This is a genomic window from Leclercia sp. M50 (genome assembly GCF_037150775.1).
GTDB lineage: Bacteria > Pseudomonadota > Gammaproteobacteria > Enterobacterales > Enterobacteriaceae > Enterobacter.
On sequence record NZ_JBBCPK010000079.1, the window covers coordinates 1 to 21,265 of the forward strand.

Consider the following 21,265-nt stretch of genomic DNA (forward strand, 5'->3'; position numbering starts at 1 on the left):
TTCTCCGGGGTTGTTCTCCAGCCCCTGCTAAACCTGGCTGGGGGGGGTATGGGTATTGCCGTTGTTCAGCGCCACATGCCTTTCGCCTTTTGCCGCCCCGCCGATGCTTTTACGGAAGTAGTCCTGCACCGCGGTATCGGTGGGATGGCGCTGGAGGTAGGTCTGGTAATAGGCTTCGTCACCCGCCTGCGGCCCCAGCCAGAGCAGAGCCTGACGCAGGGATTTATCCGCGTCCTGACTGCCGCTGGCCAGATCCTGGAGAATATCCATCCCCTCGCGGCGGGTGCTCTCCTGATAGGTGAGTACTTTGCCCAGCGCAATTTTGACGTTGTTATCCTGCGGGTACTGCACGCGCAGCTGACGCAGCTCGCTTACCGCCTGCGGATAGAGGGATTTGTCCCCCGCCATGGTCAGATAGTATTCCGGGGCCAGGCTCGGCGGCGGCTGGTTGCCGGTAAACAGGCTCTGCCAGGTGCTAAGCGCGGCGGGAATATTGCCGCTGCGCGCCTGCTGGCGGGCCAGCTCCAGCTGCCCGCGCGGCACCTGCTGCATCTGTTTGGCGTTATCCAGCGCCTGCAGATTTGCATCCTGCGGCGAGACCGCCGTTAAGCGCTCACGCCACTGCGCGGCCCCTTTCATGTCCCCAGCCTGCTGTGACCACAGCGCCATCAGGTAGAGCGCCTGGGTGTTGTTGGGGTCCACCATCAGCACTTTTTTCAGCGATTCCATCGCCAGGTTATCGTGAGACTTTTCGTGCCAGTAGTTCGCCTGGTCGAAGAGCGCTTTCAGCGCCGGGTTATTGGCCGACTGCGCGGCATCCGCCGCCTGGGCGCCCTGAAGGCCCCCGAGCGCCAGCCCGCTGAACAGGCAAAGCACAGGCAGATGTCTGGCGGTTTTGTTTTTATTTTCCATAGTGTTACCACCCTTACTCACGATCTGAATCCTGTGGGTTAAGTCGTTTATGCGCGCGTTTTTTCAGTAACGAGTAGAGGCTCAGGCCAATAATCGTCGCGAACAGCAGGCCAAAAATTGCCAGCATGGCGGAGTGCTGCGTGGCATACCACACCACCATCATGTACCAGGGCATCTGGCCGCTCGGGAACTGCGGGCCGACGCGGAAGCTGCGCACGCCGTTTTCATCGGTGATGATCGCCGTATCGCCGCGGATCCCGGCGTTGATGCGGGCCGAGTTCAGGTCGTTATGCAGACGCGAAAGCTGTTGGTCATTGCTGCCAATCGCCATCACCACCAGACGTTCCGGGTTCCACTGGGAGCGGAAGCTGACAAAGCCGCGCCAGGATTCGTTCGACGAGAAGTAGCGGTCGGCATCGACGCCCGACGCGTTCCAGTCGCCCTCCAGCAAGCGCTGCGCTTTTTCCAGCATCTTCGGCTCGCGCACCCCAAAGGTGTGTTCGTTGCTGATAAACGGCGACTGGGCCAGCAGCGCGCGGTTGAAGGCGGTTTGGTCCAGCGTGGAGACCGCCAGCACATCGCTGTTGCTCAGGCGCAGCAGGTTCGCCCCGCCAGAGGGCAGACCGAACATCACGCGGTTGTTGTTCAGCGCGGTCCCGGTGGCGTTACCGGAGCGGGCGGCGAGATCCAGCAGCGTGCCAATCTCGCTTTCGCTCGGGTTTTCCGGCAGGAGTAATACCGTCTGCGAGAAGTCCGCCAGACGGGTAAACGGGAACGATGCGCCGACGAAGTAAGAGAGATTTGGCAGCAGCGCGAAGTGGCGCGAATTGCTCAGATCGATGCTGGAGTCTTCGTCGATACGGCTCTTGATGTTGTTATTGAGCAGCACGCTGCACGGCGCGGTCTCTTTGGTCTGGATGTTGAAATAGAGCTGCAGCTGGTTGTCGCCGTAAATCAGATACGGCTCCAGCGGCATGACAAAGTTCTCCTGGCGCGCATCGCCGCCGAGCTTGTGCCACAGCCCTTCCAGCAGGCCCTGTTTGTTTACCGGCAGGTTACGCAGGAAGGTGCCGTTAAAGGTCATCGACAGGTACGAACGCTGTTCGTCGATCCAGCTTTCGGACGGGAAGCGATAGGCTATTTTCAGCGGAATGGTGTCGCCATCCCACATGAAGAGATCCGGTGCGGCGCGGAACCCAAGGGTCAGCGGCTCGTGCCAGATGCCGGTCACCGTCAGGCTCTGATCTTTACGCATCAGCTCGCTCAGCAGCACCGGGCGGTCGGTGGCGATCCAGCGCGGGGCGTCATAAGGTTTGCTGACCGGGATGTTCTGGGCCTCCACCGGCAGGCTGGTGGTCTGGCCGCTGAACTCTCCGCGGGTCAGACGCCATGCGGCGCTTTTCAACTGCTGCTCGTTATTGCCCACCACCAGCAGCAGTTTGTAGATCGGGTTGGCCGGGTTATCCACCACCTGGAGCATCGCCCCGTTAGAGGCAGGCAGCGTCAGGCCGCCAATCGACTCGCCCGGTTTGCCGAACAGGATGCCGTTTTTCTCCGGCAGCTGGTCATGCAGGGCGTCAAACGAAATACCGCGGTAGTCCGCTTCGATCCCCAGCCACGAGGCGATCAGCGCCGCCGCGCCCACCTGCTCCGGCAGGGTTTTGGCCGGGAAGGCGAAGGTCAGCGTGGTCGGCGTCATCTGCATCTCATCAAGGAACGGACGCGGGAAATGGCTCAGATCCGCGCCAATGTTCAGCTGCTGCGCCTCCAGGTCGAGACGCGTGTTCGGCATGATGGTGACCTGATAATTGTCCGACAGATCCCGCTGGCACAGCAGGGCGTCGCCGTCGTTGATTTTGAAGCTGATGTTGTTGCGTGACACCACCATCGCCGCCGGGATCTCCAGCTGATAGCTCGACACGTTACTGTCGGCAGAGCCCAACGGCACCGTCCCCAGCGGCTGGCCGTTGAGCATCAGCTGCAGGGTGGTATTACGGGCCGCCATCGCCGGAGAGACCTTCAGGTTCAGCTCCAGCTGGGCATTGGTGATCACCTGGTCCGCCGAGAGGGTGAAATCGATTCCCCCCTGTAGCTGCCCACCGCTTAACACCACGCCATTGGGCTGCCCCATCTGGGCAACGGTGATACTGCTGCTGGTGCCAGGGGTGATCCCCATCGGCACCGGAGAAGCAGGAACGGCGTCGGGCGTCACCGGCATGGCATCCGGTGCCGGGCTGGCAGCCGGTTCCGCAGCCGCCTCTGCCGCCGGCGGGGTCTGGAAAGCGGGCAGCGTATCGGGTGCAGGCAGGGAAGCCGGCGCCGCATCCTCAGTGGACTGCGCTGTGTCCGTCGCGGGCGGGAAATCCACCGGCAGCAGCGATTCCACGGTGGTCGGCTCTTCCGCCGTCACCGGCTGCGCCAGGACGCCAAATACAAACAACATCTGCAGCGCTTTGCGGGTCATCCCTTTCATACAGCGGTATCCTCGGTGGCGTTATTCCTGCGCCCTGCATCCTCATGGCGTTGACGACGCTTATTACGACGGTCTTTCCAGGTCAGCCAGAACAGATCAAATACGCTGCGAATAATGATAAACAACGAGCGGAACGGATTGTCCTGCGGCTTAGGCGGGTTGATCCACGCATCGGCGCGGGCCAGCACCACGCGCACCAGCTCGCGGCGGCGCTCCAGCGGGATCTCGGCAAACATCAGGCGTATATACTGCTCATCGTGGGCAATGACGCTCACCGGAATACTGATCGCCCCGGATTGCAGCTGTAGCTCAATCTCTTCGATCTCATCGGTCAGGTGACGGTCGTCCACCACCGCAATACGGCAGCCGCCCATGGAGAGATCCAGAGTATGGCTGCGCGAGGAGATGCCGCTGGCGTAGTGGATCACCACCGGCACGTTGGCATCGATACGGATCGTCTTACGCGTCTGGCGGGTTTCCCGCGCCACGGCAATGGCCGCCAGCAGGAAGATCAGGCTGTAGATACCCCAGCCGACGTTCAGGGCGATAACCATCGGATCGACGTTGAAATAGTCATGCGCGACGGCGCGCGTGATCCCGGCGACAACGCCTGCCGCCAGCAGCACCGCAATAATCAGGTGTGGGCGGACAATGCTGAAGTCGAAATAGCCCACGTCCAGCAGCGCGCCTTTATCGGTTACGTTGAACTTCCCGCGTTTCGGGAAGATCAGGGTAATCACCGTCGGCAGCACCAGATGGAAGGCCAGCACCAGATCATAGATCTCCCCCCAGAAGCTGTAGCGGAAACGCCCGTTGACCCGCGAGTTCACATAGATGCAGAGGAACAGGTGCGGCAGCATATAGGCGAAAATCAGGCTCGCCGAGGAGTGGATAATGTTCAGGTTAAACAGCAGGTAGGCCAGCGGCGCGGTGAGGAACGCCACGCGCGGCAACGCAAACTGGAACGAGAGCATGGCGTTGAGATAGCACAGACGCTGCTGCCACTTCAGGCCGCGGCCCAGCAGGGGGTTATCGACCCGCAAAATCTGCGTCATGCCGCGCGCCCAGCGGGTACGCTGGATCACGTGCACCACCAGGCGCTCCGTCGCCAGCCCTGCGGCCAGCGGAATATTCAGATAGGCCGATTTCCAGCCCAGGCGCTGCATCTTCAGCGCGGTGTGGGCGTCTTCGGTAACGGTTTCCACCGCAAAGCCGCCAATCTCTTCCAGCGCGCTGCGACGGATCACCGCACAGGAGCCGCAGAAGAAGGTGGCGTTCCAGTTATCGTTACCGCGCTGGATCTGCCCATAGAAGAGCTGACCCTCGTTAGGAATATCGCGGCCTGCGGAGAGGTTACGCTCGAACGGATCCGGCGAGTAGAAGTAGTGCGGCGTCTGCATCAGCGCCAGCTTCGGATCCTGCAGGAAGGCCCCAACCGTCGCCTGCAGGAAGATACGCGTCGCCACGTGGTCACAGTCAAAGACGCAGATCAACTCGCCTTTGGTGAGCTTCATCGCGTGGTTGAGGTTGCCCGCTTTGGCGTGGGAGTTGTCGTTACGCGTGATGTACCCTACCCCGACGTTGGCGGCAAACACCGCGAACTCGCTGCGCTTGCCGTCATCCAGCAGATAGATCTTCAGCTTATCCGCCGGATAATCCAGGCACTGCGCCGCCAGCACGGTATCGCGCACCACGTCCAGGCTTTCGTTATAGGACGGGATATAGATATCCACCGTTGGCCACTGCGACATATCATCCGGCAGCGGCACAATCTTGCGCTGTAACGGAAAGAGGTTTTGCAGATAACTCAAAATAATGGTTATCCAGATATAGAGTTCGGCGAGAAATAACCCGATCCCCAGTATGGCCTCAATTTCGGAATTAAAGTGCAGCGTCTGCGTGGCCCGGAACCAGATATATCGTGTGGACATTAACACCGCCACGATCATCATGATTACCGATACGCGGTGATGTTTGCTAAAGCCGAGCAGCAGCAGCGCCCCAATGCTGATTAAGCCGAAGATATACTGCTTCTGGCTATCCATTGGGGTGATAATAATGAGCACGGCGATAGGTGCTAAGACCAATAGCAGTAGATAAAACAGCGCCTTTTTCATAGGACGTCCCTGGAAATTGTCGTCAGAAACTGGAGGTTCTCAGGTTGGCGTGTACGGCGCCGTCCCCCACCTGGATACCCAAAATGCCCGCGATACGCTTACTCACCAGCTCGATATCGAACGCCGCCGCCGAGGTGGCGCTGAAATCCAGTATCGATTGCTGTGAGGCATTGGCCTCAGGCACGCTTTCATCCCGGTTGATCACACCAAGCAGGCGATCGCCGAGGCGTTGCTGTAAGAAGGCGGTGACGTCACGGCTGATATGGCGCCGGTTGTCACTCTGGTTCACCAGGAAATAGTATCCGGCCTTGTTATTGGGCGGTTCACCGCCGGTCAGCCGGTGGTTTTCAATGTGTGGCAGCAGTGACAGCGATGCGGTGTCGGCAAGCAGGGTCACCAGGTGCAGATCGGCCAGCGGGGAGATCGCCTTCAGCGCCGGGTTCGGCCCTGGCGGGAAGTCGGCCAGAATAACCAGCCCCGGATAGTTCAGCAGAGAACTTAACCCACGCGCCAGGAAATTGCTGTCGCTGGTGAGGTTATGTTCAAAGATCAGGCGCTGCTCTTCCGTCACTTCACCGTAGGGCAGGACAAACATATTGTTGCCCGCCGTCAGTACCGACTGGCTCCAGTCGGCGGATTCATTGGCGCGGGCAACGTAGCCGCGTCCGTCAGACAACGGCACGCCAAAATGCAGACGCAGCGCGTTCTGTACGTCGAAGTCAATGGCCAGAACTTTACTGCCGGAACGTGCCAGAGCATAAGCGAGGTTGGCCGTGACCGTAGTTTTCCCGACTCCGCCTTTTGGCGAGCAAATACACACTAACGGCATGAAGCGATTCTCTCCAGGAGCGGTTGTAACGGAAGATCTTTCACCGAATGGCTGGCACGTTCAGACGCTTTGGTGGCGAACAGCTGCTCAAAGCGCACCGGCTCTGCAGGTTTAGGCGCAGGGGTAGCGTGCGCAATGGGCACTACCGGCGCAGGCGTAGCACGGAACTCAGGTTGCGGCGCAGGGGCCTCTTTCACCGGCGGCTGGCTTGCCACCTCAGGTTTAAGCTGTTCGAACAGCGAGGGCGCAGGCTGCATCGGCGCCTCTTTTTCGGTGCGGTCAACATTCATGCTTTGCATGATCGAAGGCGAGGAAACGGCAGGCGCCTTCGTCAGACTGGCAAAGGCAGCATCCAGCTCACCGGGTTGCACTGCCTGGGGAACCGGTACGGCGACGCTGCCCGCTTTCGCCAGCGCCGCGTCATTATTCACACCTGCCAGCTGGTTGATGATCGCCCAGCCGCTACTGGAAGCCTGCTTGTTTTGCGCAGACAAGTCCTTGAAGTTGATGTCACCGGTGCGCGTTTTATCCTTGAAACGCTGCAAATCATCATAATTTTTCATGGCATTACTCGTGATTTACAAGTCAGTATTATTTGTTTCCTGCATGACTTTGCCAGGGACAACCTTTTTGTGGGAATACGAACGTGTAAAGGGGATCAGTGATTAACAACCGCCATAAAGCATTCCCTTTACGGGTAGTCATATTTGCTTAGTAAATATTCTAATGCATATTACGTAGAGCTAATACTATGTACAAGCTTATCGACAGATCGCGTAATTTCTCCACTTTCTGCCAGCAGCAACCCCCAACATACAGATAAAATATCGCTCTATATCACCCAGGCGAAAGATTAATCCAGCAAAAACATAGCACGCAAAGCTTAATATCGACAGGAAACTATAAGTGGTGTTTATGAAAAGCAGGATACAGGGGTGAGTATGGCGGGTGCACGGCAGCCTGGCAGGTAATGGGAAAGTTGCAGATAAATAATCCCGGCGCAGGGGCCGGGACTGAAGGAGATTACAGGGCTGTTTGTCCGTATTTCGGCGAGCGAGGCCCGTACAACAAGCCGCCAGGCCCTGCGCTGAACAGACGGGCGCTGGTCACCTGAGCGACATCGTACGTTTTATCGGTTGCCGAATGCGCAATCTGGGTCACCGCCGCGCTGATCAACATACCCAACAAGCCACCGCCAGAATTACTCTGACCCTCATTGCTTGAAGCCGTGGCAATGCCTTTCCACAGCTCTTTCCCGGTGCGTAAATCCACTAACCGCGCCGCTGCGCTCACGCGCGTCTCGCTGCTAATCACCTGGTATGAGGTGCCGTAATCGGTGAGGGTGATGTACATCACCGCATCAGCACCAAAGATCTCGTGCAGTTTTTTCAGCGGGATCGCGCTGATATCGTCCGGATTGGTTACGCCGTTTTGTTTAAACGTCTCTTCCACCACCGCAACCGGGAACACGTAGTAACCGGACTCGGCAAGCGGCAGAGTGACGCTGCTCAGAAAGCCGTGACTGGCGTTCACGTCCGGAGAGGTATTTTTTGGCGGCAACACCAGGATGCTGCGTGGTTTGCTTTCCCGAAAGGCAGAATAATCAGCGGGCGGCGTCTTGTTGGTGGAGCAACCCGTAACGATCAGCGTCAGTGCCAGGGTAAGGAGGGCTGAGATTCCTTTCATGTTACGTCCCTTTATTTTTTCGTGGTCAGGAAATGAATATACGAAGCCGATTCCGGATACTGCGTTTTTTCGGCATTAAATTCGGCCATCGCCAGCTCTCTGTTACCCGTATTGCTGTAGAGCATTCCCAGTTGGGCATGCACGCCGGGTGGAACAGGCTTGCTGCTTGCCCGTGACGCGTCGATCAGCTTCTGCAGGGAAGCGATTTGTTCCTGCGGGCTGGTTTTACCGGTGAAGTAGTCATAGACCGATGTCTGATAATCCCCCCACGCATAGATCTTTTGCGGCGTGTTGGTTGCACAACCTGCCAGGAGCAATAGTGCTGCGCCAGTAACGAGCTTATTTATAGTTGCCATCATCAATTCCTTTTAATGTGTATTTGACGGGTTCCAGCCACCGTTCTCCGTCCCGGCAACCAGATTATTAACCGCTTCGCGAATGGCGAGATCCAGCACTTTGCCGTTGAGCGTAGCGTCGTAACTGGCGGTGCCGCCAAAGCCGAGCACTTCACGATTAGAGAGCGCGTATTCACCTGCTCCCTGCGAGGAGTAGACCACTTCAGAGGTGCGGACATTGATCACATTCAGGGCCACTTTTGCATAAGCCACCTGCGATTTCCCACGCCCCAGAATGCCAAACAGCGCCCTGTCGCCGGTCTCCTTACGGCCAAACTCCGTCACGTCACCAGTAATGACATAAGTTGCCCCTTTCAACTGCTGGCGCTGACCACTGATGCCGGACTCGGTTTTAATCTCTTCCATGTTCGCGCGATCCAGCACGTTGAAACGGCCTGTTTGCTGCAGGTGGGTGATCAAAATGGTCCTGGACTGGTTCCCCAGATGGTCGACGCCGTCGGAGAATATTCCATTCATATAGCTGGAGCGGTTATCAAACTTGCCGACCGATATCAGGCTGCGCTGGCCCTGCCAGGCGGTGTTATAGGTGGCGACTTTCGCGACTTCGACGGAACGGGAGGATTCCGTTGCACATCCTGAAAGTAATAACGCGCTCAGGCAGAGCGAACTGATTAGTCCTTTTGTTATCATGCTATTCAAATTTCCTTATAATAAAACAGGCTAATTAAAAAAATTATTAGCGCCTCTCACTGACAATCATTTTCTATAAATCAAACAATGAGTCACTGGTTTTTTCATGAATACCAAATTGATTACTTCCTGTTATTCTCCTGACGCATCTTTTTATTGGGGCATCTATTATGACAGGTGGCAATTTAATTACCTTATGTTGGTAACATTTTCAGATTATTTTGGGGTTTGCTTTTTTTCATTTAACAATAAAGATGCTGTGCCGTTTTTTTTATAGGTGCTGACTATCATCAGGTTGTGCTGTCCGCGTCGCGCTGTTCTGCCTGGATTTATACTCGTTGCTGTCCTGCTGGCTGCGCATCAGGAGGTCGCGTCCGATATCGGCCACGATGGCGTTCCCGCTCACCTGCACGCCGTCGAGGATGGCATCGCGCCCGCTGGTCATCGAGACCGTGCCGCCGCTGTCGAGGGTAGTTTCCGTCCAGGCAGTACCGTTACCCTTCTCATGGCCCTTCGCCGCATTCACATTGGCAAAGACGCCGATACCGTAGCCGCTGGTGCCGCCGCCGATGCTGACCCCCACGCCCGATACGCGGTTTTATGCCCGCGTTCCATTTTTACCAAAGCTGTTAAAAAGCCTGTATCTGCATGTCCATCTGGTATTCATTCAGCCCCTGCCTGCGACTGAACGGTAACTGGCTGGCAGAAGCGGGATTCAGCACCGACACGCCGGTCATAATCAGCGTTGAGCAGGGAAGACTGGTGATCGAACCGGTTAAGGGCTGACAGGTAAAAAGATCCCGGCGCTGAGGCCGGAAATTTCGTTATTTCAGAACATAATCAAATTTATCATCCCAAGAAAATTTAATATCCTGCTGCTTAGTTCGCTCAAAGATTTGAATGATTTTGTCAAAACATACACCAAGACGTTGACTCGATAATTCCGAATGTAGCCATATTATTTTGACAGGTCTTTCCACATCCGTACTTAACCTATCCCATAACGCATCCAGATTTTTCCCGTAGTATGGGCCAAAATCTAATAGTTGAGCGAGAAGACTGTGAAAGTCAGATTCCGTATGTATATTTTGTCCATCCAATATAATTTCGTTGTCAGTCATTTCCACGTACCTATTGAAGTCGCCGTTCTATAATGATCTGTGGTGATGTAGAGAAGACCATCATCGGAATATAAAAGCCTTGTACCTGCTTGGTTGCTGCGTGACATTGTGTTGCTCAAGCCGACATCGGCTTCGTGCCATACACGTCCTGGTGCAGAAGGAAGTAAATTGGTCGAGTTCTCAAATACATCCCCTCCTATCTGTCCATTTGGAGTTGTATTATTTAATGCTTTCCCTGGTTTCCACCCATTAGCCATGGCCTCTGCTTTATTTACATAGTTCTGAGGCAACTGCCCTGTGTTACGTAAACTATCCACAAGTTCGTTTGCTGCTTCAGTTGTTTTCAGATCCATCTTCAACCCAGCATAGTTTGCCGCGTTGTGGGCTGCATTAGCCGCCACAGATTCAGCTTTCGCCGCAATGGCTTCTGCAGTCGTTTTCCCTATCCCTATCGCACCGGCAGCACCCACGCCACCCGGTACAATAGCTTCCGATAATTAGATACCGGCATTATTCAGACACAGCACCACATTTCCGGTACAGGCCTGGATAGCGGCCTGTGCTGCCGCGACTATCTCAGGTGTCGCAGCCGCCAGTACTCCACCACCCAGACCGGCTGGCAACGCCACCATCAGCGCATTCTGCATCGCCAAGCCCTTTTTGCAACTTTCGGAACCTGGATCCGTTGTGCAGGACATGACATTTTTAGCGCGTTCCTGCACGAATACAGTATGACCGTCTTCCGTTCCGCTCAGCAGGTTATTCTCAGCAGCATTCTTCCCTGCTCCCGCCCCCGCTGCCGCAGACGCCGTGCTGTCCCCGTCAAGCCCTCCGGCCATTCCCGCTGAAATCGTCGCCAGGGCGCTGACCGTCTGCTTCTGCTCCTCGCTCAGCTTCGACAGGTCGGTCACGTCAGGATAAAACCCTCCACCCCGCTACCGCTTTCGCCGCAAGCTCGCCCGTGACCGCGCCCGCAGCACCTGCCGCGGCACTGTTACCCTGGATGGCCGCCACGGCACCGCCCAGAATGGCGTGGGCCACCACCTTCGCTTCATCGCTCAGGTCGGAACCGTGACCGATACGGTAAGATTAACGCATTCCCCCGTCGCGCCATTCATCAGACATGTGTATTATTCCCTGTTGTTTTCCTGACAACTATCCTTAACTCAAATACTTAAGCGCAAAAGCGAAAAGCATCATGAGCACACCGATCAAACGGCTGGAAATCATTAAAAATGCTATCGAACTGGAAGATGACGACATCATCGAGAGTCAGCTGGCACGGTTAAAAAGCGAAGCCTTTGACGAGGAGCTGCGGGCGATCGTCGTGGCGCTTGAGCAGAAAAACTACACCGGGGCGATGGCGGCCATTACCGAATGGCTACAGAGCCAGCGTGCCGTTACCCCATGGCGGGATCCGCAGTTGGCCGCCAGCAAGCTGGAGCTGAAAGCGCTGGAAGAGCGCCTGCGCGATCTTATCGATCGCCGTAACGCCCGCGTCCAGCAGCTGGATGAATTTAACGACCTCTACCTCACCCGCCTCGGCCCACTGATGAGCCAGATCCTCGCCCTGCGCAAAACCCTGGCGGAGCTGAATCTGCGTCGCCAGCAGGCAGAGGCGCGCCGTCGCGAAGCGGATTACCGCCGCTGCCAGCAGTATGTCGCCCAGGCGGTGGAGGTGCTGACGACCCTGACCCGGCACTGGCGGGATCAGCCCGCCGACTCGGTGCAGGCCGCCACGGCGCGCAAGCAACTACAGCAGCAAAGCAACCTGATCGCCAACCTGCTGGCCGAAGCCCAGGAGCTGGAAACGGGGTTGACCCGGGAAGAGGAGCCCGCTCGCCAGGCGCGGGACGAGGCCAACGATGAGTACGAAAAATACCGCGAGCAGCAGCATGAGGCGGAGATCCGTCTGCGCAAAGGCAAAGACCTCTCCGAAGAGGATCAGAACGAGTTAAAACGGCTCTGGCGCCAGGCGAGCAAGCTCTGTCACCCGGATCTGGTGGCGGACGAGCTGAAAGAAGAGGCGAACGCCATGATGGTGCAGCTGAACCAGGCGAAGCAGCGCGGCGACGTGAAGGCGATCCGCTCCCTGGTGGCCCGCCTGCATCAGGGGCTGGAGCCGCTGATGGCCAGCGACCGGCTGAACGATCTGACGCGTATCCGCAAAAAAATGGCCCAGGTTCGCGAACAGATCGACACCCTGGTGAGCGAGCTGGCGGAGCTGGAAAAAGAGGAGTCCTGGCTGCTGGTCTCCTCGCTGAGCAATATGGAAGCCTACTTCGCCCAGCAGGAGAAAGCCCTGCACGAGGTACGCGCCTCGCTGGAACATCAGGTCAGCGAAGCGCAGCTCGACGACGTGGCCTGACTATTTGGCGTGCCAGTACGCGCTGGCACGCACCAGCTTCTGATCGATGGCGTCGGTTTCAAACAGGCGGCTCAGGTTTTTCACCACCTTCCCTTCCCCCGTCAGCCAGATGAAGTAATCGTCTGCCGGCACGCTGAGCGCCGCCAGACGATCCGCCACCGCCTGCTCGTTATGCCCCACCACCCAGGTGATGTTGAACTCGCTTAAGTGCGCCAGATAGTCCTGACAGGCGGCATCGCTCACGGTCACCACGGCGTGCACTTCCGGGCGCACCGGCAGCGCGCGCAGGGTCTCCAGACGACGGCGCAGGGCGGGCATGCCCGACTCATCGCAGACGTACAGCTGCCAGGCGTAATCTTCCGGCACCACCAGCGAACCGCGCGGGCCGCCGATAGAGAGGGTATCTCCCGGCGTTGCCTCTACCGCCCACTGGCTTGCCACGCCGCCGTCGTGGATAAAGAAATCGAGCACCAGCTCGTGACGGGCCGCATCATACAGCGGGGTGTAATCCCGCGCCTGCGGACGGACGCCCTCACCCCACTCCACGCCCTCGTCCGTCACGACCGGAGGAACAAAGGTCGTGCCCTGTTCCGGGAAAAAGAGTTTGCAGTGGTCGTCGAAGCCGCGGGAGCTGAAGCCCTCCAGCGCTTCGCCGCCCAGTACGATGCGCTGAAAACCGGTACTGACGCGCTTCACGCGGAGCACAGTCAGCTCGCGAAAGCGCAGGTCGTTGCGGACACGTTGAGGGTAGCGGGTAGTGGTCATAATATGCCTTCGTGAAATTGAAATCGATATATCGGAAATGAAAGTTAAATGATAATGATTGCTAATAAGCAGAATTGCAAGATTTTTTTGATATAGAAAGATTTCGCAATCCCAAAGCCAACCACACACATTAAAAACCTTAAATATTAGTAACTTAAATAAATTACGTGCGACGACGTTGCTTGTTTTTAAGATTTAGATATAAATTAGATATATCAAAAATACGGAGAAAGACGATGCGACACTCTCACGACCATGACCACCGCGATCACCCTCACCGCGGACGCGGCGGCGAACACCATCACGGCGGCGGCCGCCGCCAGCGCTTCTTTGGACACGGCGAATTACGGCTGGTGATCCTCGATATCCTGACCCGCAACGCCAGCCACGGTTACGAGCTGATTAAGGCGATCGAGACCCTGACCCAGGGCAACTACACCCCCAGCCCGGGCGTCATCTACCCGACGCTCGATTTTCTGGAGGATCAGCAGTTTATTACGCTTAAAGAGGAGGAGAACGGGCGTAAAAAGATTGAGATCACCGTTGCCGGACAGCAGTGGCTGGAGGAAAACATAGACCATCTGGAGCACATTCTGGCGCGCGTCAAAGCGCGTTGCGTGGGCTTTGAGCTGCGCAAAAACCCGCAGATGAAGCGGGCGCTGGATAACTTTAAAGCGGTGCTGGATCTGAAGGTGAATCAGGGAGAGACCAGCGACGCGCAGATCAAACAGATTATCGGCGTGATCGACCGCGCGGCGCTGGAGATCTCCCAGCTCGATTAAGCGGCAGCGACGCGGAACACTTTCACCAGCGCTTTCAGGTTCATCGCCTGCTCGTTAAGGGATGATGCCGCCGCAACGGACTCCTCCACCAGGGCGGAGTTCTGTTGGGTGGTGGAGTCAATCAGGCCAATGGCGCTGTTGATCTGCGAGATGCCTTCCGTCTGCTCATGGCTTGCCTGGCGGATCTCACGCAGGATGACATCCATCTCCTCCACGTTACCCACCATGCCATTAATCAGCCCGCTGGCTTTTTCCACCAGCGCCATCCCGTCCTGGGTCTGGCTGGTTGAGCTTTCAATCAGCTGACGAATTTCGCTGGCCGAGGTGGCGCTTTTCTGCGCCAGCTGGCGAACTTCACCGGCCACCACCGCAAAGCCGCGGCCATGCTCGCCCGCGCGCGCCGCTTCTACCGCTGCGTTCAGCGCCAGGATATTGGTCTGGAAGGCGATGGAGTCGATCAGGTTGATGATGTCGGACATCCGGTTGGAGGTCTCGTTAATCAGGCGCATTTTGCTGGTGACCTGCTGCATCATCTCGCCGTTGTGTTTCACCACCCGGGCCGCGTCCGCAGAGAGGTTCGTCGCCTCGCCGGTATGCGAGGCGGTATTTTTCACCGTCGCGGTGATCTGCTCCATCGACGCCGCCGTTTGTTCAACGGAGCTGGCCTGCTCTTCGGTACGCGCCGCCAGATCCTGGTTGCCCGCCACAATCTGCGCCGCGGCGCTGGAGATGCTCTCCGAACCGGTCTGCACCTGCTGCACAATCTCCAGCAGACGGGCTTTCATTTCCATCAGCGCCGTGAGCAACTGGCCGGTTTCATCTTTCCCGTGCGAGGCAATGTTGCGGGTGAGATCGCCCTCGGCAATGGACTGGGCAAAGCCCACCGCCTCGCCCAGCGGACGGGTAATGGAGCGCACGATAAACCAGCCCATCAGGCTGCCCACCACCACGCTGAAGAGCGTGATGAGGATCAGCACCAGGCGGTTGCTTTTAAAATCGCCCTCCACCTCTTCACCTGCGCGCTGCATCTGGGTGTTCTGGATCGCAATCAGCGCCTGCACCTTCGCCTTATAAGCCTGCTGCAGGCTGAGGGTGTTGGTCATCATCTCCTGAATCGCCCCCGCCCGATCGTTGTTCTGCACCGCCTGCAAAATGCGATAGCGGGAGTCAAGATACTGCTGGCGAACGCCGCGGATATCGGCCAGCACCTGCTGGGATTGTTTATCCTGTAGGGCCTTGTCCAGCTCCCCGAGGATCAGGGTGATACGCTCGCTGATCGCCTTCAGATGCTGCTCTGATTGCGCCGTGTAAGTGCCCTGATCGTCCAGCAGCATCAGCTGTTGGGTGCTAATAAATTCCTGAAAATTTTCGATTAACTGGTTGGCTTTTACGGTCGTGGGATAATCGCTGGTGATAATGGATTGCATCCCGTTATTTGCCCGGTTCAGGCTCAACAGAGATAAACTCGCACTTATCCCCATCAGGACAATAAAGAATCCAAACGCCAGAAATAATTTCGTGCCGATTTTAACGTCGTGTAAGAACATATTTACTCCATCGATGTGATTATTTCTCAGACGATCAGCGTTATCGGTAACTCTACCGCTAACTTTATGACTTTGATCGCTTTTTTATTTGATAATCACCGCAATGGATAGGCGCAGACTATTAATTTTAACTCATCGATCGTTATACAACCACCGGAACCGTTTTTTTGACAACGCCAGAGGGAAAACAGACGCAGGCAGAGAGAATTAACCGCGGCGATTTTTTTAATTATTTAATATTTAAGTAACAATAAATGATAAAAATAATGACAATTCGCCCATAAAAAAAACCGCTTACGCTGTGAAGCGTAAACGGCTTTTTTTAGAACATTACTGACTCAGTGAAGGACGGTAACCGCATCCTCAAGACGTTTAGCCCGGTGTTTCACCATCGCCGACACCTGGGCGCTGGTTTCCACCAGCGCGGCGTTTTTCTGGGTAATCGAATCCAGTTCCGCTACCGCGCGGGTCAGCTCCGACAGCCCGGACGCCTGCTCGGAGGTCGAGTGGCTGATCTCCGCGATAAGCCGGGTGACGTTCTGCACTTTCTCAACAATATCGTCCATCGTGCGCCCGGCGGCATTGACCTGCTCCGAGCCCGACAGCACTTTACTGGCGCTGGCGTCGATCAGCTTGCGGATGTCGTTGGCGGCGGTGGCGCTGCGGCTGGCAAGATGACGCACCTCTCCGGCTACCACCGCAAAGCCTTTGCCCTGCTCCCCTGCCCTGGCCGCTTCTACCGCCGCATTCAGCGCCAGAATATTGGTCTGGAAGGCAATGTCATTGATCAGCTTAGTGATAGAGCCGATACGCTGGGTGCTGTCGGCAATCTCGTCCATGGTTTTGACCACGGTTTGCATCGCGTGTCCGCCTTCGGTGGCGGCGTCGCTGGCGGCGATGGAGAGCTTATCGGCGTCAACGGCGGTTCTGGTGTTGTTCTGTACGGTCATTGCCAGCTGGTTCATGGTCTCCACGGTCTGCTTTACGTTCGAGACGGTCTGGTGGGTGCGATCGTTGAGGTCGTCGTTGCCCCTCGCCAGCTGCTCGCTGCCGTCACGCACGTTGACGACCTGGCTGGAGACATCATTGATCAGCCAGCGGCACATCAGCCCGAGCTGACCGACCGCCCGCAGGGTCAGCCCCAGCTCGTCGCTGCGGTTGAGATGCTCAACGCTGTTGCGCTCGCCCGTCGCCACCTTCAGCGCCTGACGCGCCACGTTCTCGATCGGATGCACGATCTGCTGCTCAAACAAGAGCGTACCCAGCAGCATGACCAGCGCGCTGGCGCCCAGCGCTGCCCATCCCGCACCGGTGGCAAACAGGGTGGCCGCCAGCACGGCAAATAACGCGGTCATCACGCCGCGGACCCGCCAGCGCAGCGGCATCGACGGGAGTTTGCCGGTCCAGCCTCTGGCAACCACCAGCCCTTTATGCACGCGCTTTTTGCTGCGCCCTTCGTTCAGCGCCTTATAGAGCGGCTCGACAGCGGCGATCTCTTCCGGCGTGGCCTTCACGCGGATGGACATATACCCGGTGGTCTGGCCGTTGCGCACCATCGGCACCGCATTCGCGCGCACCCAGTAGTGATCGCCATTTTTGCGGCGGTTTTTCACAATTCCGCTCCAGGGTTCGCCCTGTTGCAGGGTGTACCACATATCGGCAAAGGCCGCTTTTGGCATATCCGGGTGGCGGACCTGGTTGTGCGGCTGTCCTGACAGTTCGGCAAGCGTATACCCGCTTACCTGCACAAACGTGTCGTTGGCCTGCGTAATGTAGCTGTGCAGATCGGTGGTGGACATCAGGGTGGTGTCATCTTGCAGCGGGTATTCACACTGCGTGACAAACGGTTGAGGCGACATAGGCATCCCTTGCAGGTTACTTGAATGTTATTTTTGTGGCGTAAATATTTTACGGCGGTAACGAACATATCTTTAGTTGTTAAACATGCCTGAGATCGCAAAACGCCACTAAACCGCATTTTTTGTACGCTTTCTTAATCTATTGATTTCTAATGATTTCGATACGAAACTACTCCTGAAGGAGGATCCGTATCTGCTCTCTCACCGCCCTAAAACAGAGCAAATGCACTGCTAGCGGGCGTCTCTGTTTCTGAAAATTCCCTGCCGCAGCGGCCAGGCTGCGCTTTTGCATGATTAAATATTGTGTAACATTATTTTAACCTGGCGTTTATCCCGATTTTTGTTAAGGCCCTGGATGTGGCGTAAAGCCTGCAATACTTAATCCAGTATCATGTGATACGCCATCCCCGGGAGCACATTTTGAACAGGTTACCTTCCAGCGCGTCGGCCCTTGCCTGTACCGCGCACGCCTTGAATCTCATTGAGAAGCGAACGCTTGATCATGAGGAGATGAAACAACTTAACCGCGAGGTGATTGATTACTTCAAAGAGCATGTCAATCCAGGTTTTCTCGAATACAGGAAATCGGTAACGGCAGGCGGGGATTACGGAGCCGTAGAGTGGCAGGCGGGAAGTTTGAATACGCTTGTCGACACTCAGGGACAGGAGTTTATAGATTGCCTGGGTGGATTTGGTATTTTCAACGTGGGGCACCGTAATCCAGTAGTGGTTTCCGCCGTACAAAATCAGCTTGCAAAACAACCCCTTCATAGCCAGGAACTGCTTGACCCCTTGCGGGCGATGCTGGCAAAAACGCTGGCGGCACTGACGCCGGGGAAACTGAAATACAGCTTCTTCTGTAACAGCGGCACGGAATCGGTCGAAGCGGCGATCAAACTCGCCAAAGCGTACCAGTCGCCGCGCGGGAAATTCACGTTTATTGCCACCAGCGGCGCCTTCCACGGCAAGTCGCTCGGGGCACTCTCTGCCACCGCGAAATCCACCTTCCGTAAGCCGTTTATGCCGTTGCTGCCGGGCTTCCGCCATGTGCCGTTCGGCGATATCAACGCCATACGCACCATGTTGTCGGAATGCCATAAAACCGGCGATGAGGTGGCGGCGGTGATCCTCGAGCCTATCCAGGGCGAAGGCGGCGTGATCCTGCCTCCGCAGGGCTACCTGCCCGCGGTGCGTAAGCTCTGCGATGAGTTTGGCGCGCTGCTGATCCTGGATGAAGTGCAGACCGGCATGGGGCGCACCGGCAAGATGTTCGCCTGCGAGCATGAAAACGTGCAGCCGGACATTCTGTGCCTGGCGAAAGCGCTGGGCGGCGGCGTGATGCCGATTGGCGCGACCGTCGCCACCGAAGAGGTCTTCTCGGTGCTGTTCGACAATCCTTTCCTGCATACCACCACCTTTGGCGGCAATCCGCTGGCCTGTGCCGCGGCGCTGGCGACCATCAACGTGCTGCTGGAGCAGAACCTGCCCGCCCAGGCGGAGCAGAAAGGCGACATGCTGCTGGATGGCTTCCGTCAGTTGGGGCGTGAATACCCGGACCTGGTCCAGGAGGCGCGCGGCAAAGGGATGCTGATGGCGATTGAGTTTGTCGATAACGAAACCGGCTACAGCTTCGCCAGCGAGATGTTCCGCCAGCGGGTGCTGGTAGCAGGCACGCTCAACAACTCGAAGACCATTCGCATTGAACCGCCGTTGACGCTGACCATAGAGCAGTGTGAGCTGGTGCTGAAAGCGGCCCGCAAGGCGCTGGCGGCCATGCAGGTGAGTGTGACCGAAGCGTAAAAACCGCCGGGCGGCGCTACGCTTGCCCGGCCTACAAAACCCGCACCATTTGAACCATTGTAGGCCCGGTAAGCAACGCGCCACCGGGCAACAGACCGCACAAGCCCATAGGCCCGGTAAGCAACGCGCCACCGGGCAACAGACCGCACAAGCCCATAGGCCCGGTAAGCAACGCGCCACCGGGCAACAGACCGCACAAACCCGTAGGCCCGGTAAGCAACGCGCCTCCGGGCAACAAACCGCACCATCCCTGTAGGCCCGGTAAGCAACGCGCCACCGGGCAACAGACCGCACAAGCCCATAGGCCCGGTAAGCAACGCGCCACCGGGCGATTTTTACGCCGGCATCAACCCGACAAAACAACGTTTTTTACGCGGCTCCGACATGAGATCCTCAAGCTTTTCCACACACGCCAGATAGTGCGGGGTCTGTTTATGCGCCGCCACTGCCTCCTCATCCTTGTAAGCTTCGTAGATAAAGAACCGGGTTTTCACCCGCGGATCCTGCAAAACGTCAAACCGCAGGTTGCCCGGCTCCTGGATCGCCCCTTCATGGTTGGCGCGAAATACCGTCAGGAACTCGTCCACCTTGTCCGGCTTAATGTTGATCTCCACTAAGGTCACGTTCATTGTGTTTCTCCTTGTTTTTCCTCCTGCCAGAACTGGTACGCCTCGCGGGCGCTCATCTTCTCGTGCACCACCTTCTTCACCGCCTTCAGCATCGCCAGCGGCGCGCTGGACTGGAAGATATTGCGTCCCATATCGACACCCGACGCACCCTGATCGATGGCGCGGAAGCACATCTCCAGCGCCTCGTGCTCCGGCAGCTTTTTACCCCCGGCGATGACAATCGGCACCGGGCAACTGGCGGTCACTTTCTCGAATCCCTCTTCCACAAAATAGGTTTTAACGAACTGCGCCCCCATCTCGGCGGCAATACGGCTGGCCAGCGAGAAATAGCGCGCGTCGCGGGCCATCTCCTTACCCACACCGGTCACCGCCAGGGTCGGCATACCGTAGCGGTTGCCCGCATCCACCAGCTTGATGATGTTGTTGATCGACTGATGCTCATACTCACTGCCGATATAGACCTGCGCCGCCACCGCACAGACGTTGAGGCGCAGCGCATCCTCCATCGCCACCGCCACACACTCATTGGAGAGTTCACCCAGCATCGAGTTGCCCCCGGAGGCGCGCAGCACCACCGGCTTGTTGGTGGCGGGCGGCACGGTGCTTCTGAGAATGCCGCGGGTACACATCAGCACATCGGTTTCGCCGAACAGCGGCGCAATAGAGAGATCGATGCGCTCCAGCCCGGTGGTTGGCCCCTGGAAATAACCATGATCGAAGGCCAGCATCACCGTGCGGTTGCTGGTGGGGTTAAAAATGCGCGCCATGCGGGACTGCATCCCCCAGTCCAGCGCCCCACACCCCTTCAGGGTAAAAGGCACATTCTGCTGCGGCCGGTCGATGCCAAAGTTCTTGCCCTCTTTGATGTCGTCTAAATCAGCCATGTTCTCTCCCGTCAGAAGTCGTAGTTGTTGATGTTCTCTTTGGTAAACACCACCCGCTCCGGCAGCAGCACAATGCCGTTGCCTTTCGCTTCATACTGATAGCCCTGCACGCTGTTCGGCTCGACCTTCAGGGCGCCGATATCTTTGATCTCCACGCTGTCGCCGACGTTAAGATCGCCTTTTTTCAACAAACGATCGGCGACATTGACCGCAATTTTGCCCTGCTGCACCACATCCCACAGGCCGAAGGCTTTCACTGTGCCGCGCTCCACATACGGACGCATAACGTTCGGCGTGCTGAAGCCGACTATCGCCACCCCTTCCCGCTTCAGGTTTTCCGCCGCCTGGGCTGCCGCCGGCAGGGCGTTGGCATCCGGGGCGATGATCGCATCCAGATCCGGGTAGGCTTTTAAGATCCCCTCGGCGGTCTGCAAGGATTTGGTGGCG

At 57.2% G+C, this 21,265-nt stretch carries 19 protein-coding genes and 3 pseudogenes; 4 read left to right on the forward strand and 18 right to left on the reverse strand.

The window, feature by feature from the left end; all coding sequences use genetic code 11:
* Positions 1–33: 33 nt before the first annotated feature.
* From WFM46_RS17625 to WFM46_RS17665, 9 genes and pseudogenes are all read right to left on the reverse strand, one after another.
* Positions 34–912: pseudogene (locus WFM46_RS17625) on the reverse strand (cellulose biosynthesis protein BcsC); the annotation flags it as partial.
* A gap of 13 nt (positions 913–925) precedes the next feature.
* Complete coding sequence (gene bcsB, locus WFM46_RS17630; protein ID WP_180210937.1) at positions 926–3,385, reverse strand: cellulose biosynthesis cyclic di-GMP-binding regulatory protein BcsB; 2,460 nt, start codon at positions 3,383–3,385, stop codon at positions 926–928.
* A complete protein-coding gene (gene bcsA / locus WFM46_RS17635; protein ID WP_114316629.1) occupies positions 3,382–5,502 on the reverse strand; it encodes a UDP-forming cellulose synthase catalytic subunit in 2,121 nt (706 codons plus the stop codon). Before bcsA ends, bcsB begins: the two co-directional genes overlap by 4 nt.
* Before the next feature lie 22 nt (positions 5,503–5,524).
* Entirely contained in the window at positions 5,525–6,331 is an 807-nt protein-coding gene (gene bcsQ / locus WFM46_RS17640; protein ID WP_103177091.1) for a cellulose biosynthesis protein BcsQ, read from the reverse strand.
* Positions 6,322–6,894, reverse strand: coding sequence for a cellulose biosynthesis protein BcsO (gene bcsO, locus WFM46_RS17645; RefSeq protein ID WP_180210938.1), 573 nt, complete (start codon positions 6,892–6,894; stop codon positions 6,322–6,324). The genes bcsQ and bcsO overlap by 10 nt, the downstream gene beginning before the upstream one ends.
* A gap of 460 nt (positions 6,895–7,354) precedes the next feature.
* Positions 7,355–8,017, reverse strand: coding sequence for a DUF799 domain-containing protein (locus tag WFM46_RS17650; protein WP_336998139.1), 663 nt, complete (start codon positions 8,015–8,017; stop codon positions 7,355–7,357).
* Positions 8,018–8,028: 11 nt separating this feature from the next.
* A complete protein-coding gene (locus tag WFM46_RS17655) occupies positions 8,029–8,373 on the reverse strand; it encodes a DUF4810 domain-containing protein (protein WP_103177094.1) in 345 nt (114 codons plus the stop codon).
* Positions 8,374–8,385: 12 nt separating this feature from the next.
* Complete coding sequence (locus tag WFM46_RS17660) at positions 8,386–9,063, reverse strand: CsgG/HfaB family protein (protein ID WP_336998140.1); 678 nt, start codon at positions 9,061–9,063, stop codon at positions 8,386–8,388.
* A 313-nt stretch (positions 9,064–9,376) separates the two neighbouring features.
* Positions 9,377–9,649: pseudogene (locus WFM46_RS17665) on the reverse strand (hemagglutinin repeat-containing protein); the annotation flags it as partial.
* Between the two features lie 62 nt (positions 9,650–9,711).
* On the opposite strand from WFM46_RS17665, the gene WFM46_RS17670 reads away from it, so the two are divergent.
* Complete coding sequence (locus WFM46_RS17670; protein WP_156655251.1) at positions 9,712–9,849, forward strand: SymE family type I addiction module toxin; 138 nt, start codon at positions 9,712–9,714, stop codon at positions 9,847–9,849.
* A 38-nt stretch (positions 9,850–9,887) separates the two neighbouring features.
* Here the strand turns inward: WFM46_RS17670 and WFM46_RS17675 are convergent, their stop codons facing one another.
* The 3 genes and pseudogenes from WFM46_RS17675 to WFM46_RS23870 all read right to left on the reverse strand — a co-directional run.
* Positions 9,888–10,184: a barstar family protein gene (locus WFM46_RS17675; RefSeq protein ID WP_103177098.1), complete on the reverse strand. Its 297-nt coding sequence runs from the start codon at positions 10,182–10,184 to the stop codon at positions 9,888–9,890.
* Entirely contained in the window at positions 10,181–10,654 is a 474-nt protein-coding gene (locus WFM46_RS17680) for a ribonuclease domain-containing protein (protein ID WP_197431825.1), read from the reverse strand. The genes WFM46_RS17675 and WFM46_RS17680 overlap by 4 nt, the downstream gene beginning before the upstream one ends.
* Before the next feature lie 278 nt (positions 10,655–10,932).
* Positions 10,933–11,225 (reverse strand): annotated as a pseudogene (locus WFM46_RS23870) (VENN motif pre-toxin domain-containing protein); the annotation flags it as partial.
* Between the two features lie 157 nt (positions 11,226–11,382).
* Between WFM46_RS23870 and WFM46_RS17690 the strand changes: the two are divergent.
* The gene (locus WFM46_RS17690; RefSeq protein WP_336998143.1) at positions 11,383–12,552 is read left to right on the forward strand and encodes a DNA repair protein; all 1,170 of its coding nucleotides are present in this window, start codon (positions 11,383–11,385) and stop codon (positions 12,550–12,552) included.
* On the opposite strand, the gene WFM46_RS17695 is transcribed toward WFM46_RS17690, so the two are convergent.
* The gene (locus tag WFM46_RS17695) at positions 12,553–13,317 is read right to left on the reverse strand and encodes a siderophore-interacting protein (RefSeq protein WP_336998144.1); all 765 of its coding nucleotides are present in this window, start codon (positions 13,315–13,317) and stop codon (positions 12,553–12,555) included.
* 236 nt (positions 13,318–13,553) lie between these two features.
* Between WFM46_RS17695 and WFM46_RS17700 the strand changes: the two genes are divergently transcribed.
* A complete protein-coding gene (locus WFM46_RS17700; protein WP_336998145.1) occupies positions 13,554–14,099 on the forward strand; it encodes a PadR family transcriptional regulator in 546 nt (181 codons plus the stop codon).
* Here WFM46_RS17700 and WFM46_RS17705 read toward each other — a convergent pair.
* Both WFM46_RS17705 and WFM46_RS17710 read right to left on the reverse strand, forming a co-directional pair.
* Complete coding sequence (locus WFM46_RS17705; RefSeq protein ID WP_180209758.1) at positions 14,096–15,646, reverse strand: methyl-accepting chemotaxis protein; 1,551 nt, start codon at positions 15,644–15,646, stop codon at positions 14,096–14,098. The two genes, WFM46_RS17700 and WFM46_RS17705, sit on opposite strands and share 4 nt — an antisense overlap.
* Positions 15,647–15,984: 338 nt before the next feature.
* Complete coding sequence (locus tag WFM46_RS17710; RefSeq protein WP_103177105.1) at positions 15,985–17,505, reverse strand: methyl-accepting chemotaxis protein; 1,521 nt, start codon at positions 17,503–17,505, stop codon at positions 15,985–15,987.
* Positions 17,506–17,925: 420 nt separating this feature from the next.
* On the opposite strand from WFM46_RS17710, the gene ygjG reads away from it, so the two are divergent.
* Positions 17,926–19,305, forward strand: coding sequence for a putrescine aminotransferase (gene ygjG, locus WFM46_RS17715; protein WP_336998146.1), 1,380 nt, complete (start codon positions 17,926–17,928; stop codon positions 19,303–19,305).
* Between the two features lie 335 nt (positions 19,306–19,640).
* On the opposite strand, the gene lsrG is transcribed toward ygjG, so the two are convergent.
* The 3 genes from lsrG to WFM46_RS17730 all read right to left on the reverse strand — a co-directional run.
* Positions 19,641–19,934, reverse strand: coding sequence for a (4S)-4-hydroxy-5-phosphonooxypentane-2,3-dione isomerase (lsrG, locus tag WFM46_RS17720; RefSeq protein ID WP_180209754.1), 294 nt, complete (start codon positions 19,932–19,934; stop codon positions 19,641–19,643).
* On the reverse strand, positions 19,931–20,818 hold the full coding sequence (gene lsrF / locus WFM46_RS17725; protein ID WP_103177109.1) for a 3-hydroxy-5-phosphonooxypentane-2,4-dione thiolase: 888 nt from the start codon (positions 20,816–20,818) through the stop codon (positions 19,931–19,933). Before lsrF ends, lsrG begins: the two co-directional genes overlap by 4 nt.
* Before the next feature lie 11 nt (positions 20,819–20,829).
* Positions 20,830–21,265 (reverse strand): substrate-binding domain-containing protein (locus WFM46_RS17730; protein ID WP_336998147.1); only part of this gene is annotated, 436 nt, incomplete at its 5' end.